Raw genomic sequence first — 1,595 nt, 5'->3', positions numbered from 1 at the left:
ACGATCGAACGTTCAGCCGTCCAGGTCGTTGTTGATACCAGCATCGCCGCACGACTTCAGGGCTTGTCCGACGCGATGGAATACGTCCCGGCCGCTGGCCGTCCGTTGCTGCTGTCGAAATATGGCCTCAGGGACGAGACGGCGCTTGCCGCAGCCCTAGCAGCGCAGCGACATGACCTGGACTCAGCAGAGAGACTGCGCGCTGCGAAACTCGCTGCCAACGAAAAATGCTTGGCCGCTCTGCTGGCGGCATGCGGCCTCAGTGCGATTGTCGCCATTATGGGAGCCGTTGCCCTCTACGACGCGCACGTGGCTCGCGGCCGAGTGCCGCGCGAAGCCGCCACAGTTGCCGCCTAGCGCCGTGCCGCCCAACCTCGCTTTACCGATACAAGATGAATCTGATCGTTGTTAGCTTCGAGGACTTCACGACGGACCCTGCCGGCGCGCGCTGACCCTGTACCGTCTCCGGGCTTCCCCGACAGCTGGATCGACGCGCTGGTCGGAACCGGCTCCGTTTTCTCGCGTGATGAAGCAGCGCCCGGCGCTGTAAAGACGATCGGCCTTCGCTTTCCGAGCGGCGAGCACGCCGAGCAGTTTTGCCTGAGCGTACGCAAAGTGGCCAACCTCCTCGGGACCCGGGCACACATACACAAGGTTCCTGCCCACCAGGTGGACCTCACACTGAGCGAGGCCTCACGACATCGTGCAAGTGTCATTTGACGGACTCACAGTCTCACTCGAAGACGTTCAAGACAACCCGGCGCGGTACGCGCGCCAGCTCGAACGCGCAAAGAAGTCACCGGGTTACGCTGTATGCGGCTGCCGGGAGCGCGTCGCTGGCAGACTCTTGCGCCTCGTTGTGCGACGCTACGGCGCGCTTTTTCATCTCGCAAGATGGCCTGACGACGGGCCAAACCACGACGAGATCTCATGTCCGTTCTACGCTGCAGCGTCCATCAAAGATGGAAGAGCGCCCGACGCCCTCAGTGCGATCCAGCAAACGTCCTCAAGGCTGAACGTCAAGCTCGACGCCGCGCTTCTGTTCGAACGGTCGAACGGTCAATACGCGCTGAAGGCGGCTCCTCGGTCGCCACCACAACTCGCCGCGCCGCACCGCTCCTTGGGTTCCTGCAACGCATTTGGCTCGAGGCCGGTTTGCACGTCTGGCAAGCAGGTTCTACGCGCGGTTGGGGTCAGTGCAACGCACAGCTCGTGGCCGCTCTCGGCGATGGCAAGCTTAACGGTAAGCCGATCCACGAAGTCTTGCATGTCATGCGTCGACACGACGAGAGCCAAGCTCAATCCATTGTCGCCGAGTTCAATGCGTTTCTAGACGAGATTACGACGACACCCCACGTATCTCAACGCCGATTGGTGCTCGGCGAGCTCCGCGGCGTGGTGGCCTCGAAGTACGGGTTCGTCGTCACGCTGCGCCAAACGAAGCGCACATTCTTCGCCTCCACGCCCGTTATCAAGTCGGCCGCCGCGTCGTTTAGGTCCGCCTGGGCGATGACGGGGAACGCTAGCGCGCGCGTCGTGATTCTCGCCTTGGTCGAGCGGACAAGGGACGGAAATCTTCGGATCATCGACCTTGC

General features: G+C 62.3%; 1 protein-coding gene and 1 pseudogene. Both read left to right on the top strand.

Going from position 1 to position 1,595, the window contains the following annotated elements:
* A partial coding sequence (locus NCT32_RS36840) for a hypothetical protein (protein ID WP_250491548.1) occupies positions 1 to 357 on the top strand: 357 nt, incomplete at its 5' end.
* A 346-nt stretch (positions 358 to 703) separates the two neighbouring features.
* Positions 704 to 1,595 (top strand): annotated as a pseudogene (locus NCT32_RS36835) (DUF1173 family protein); the annotation flags it as partial.

This window comes from Caballeronia sp. INML2, assembly GCF_023631365.1.
In the GTDB taxonomy this organism is placed as follows: domain Bacteria; phylum Pseudomonadota; class Gammaproteobacteria; order Burkholderiales; family Burkholderiaceae; genus Caballeronia; species Caballeronia turbans.
This window is presented reverse-complemented; position numbering and strand designations above follow the sequence as displayed.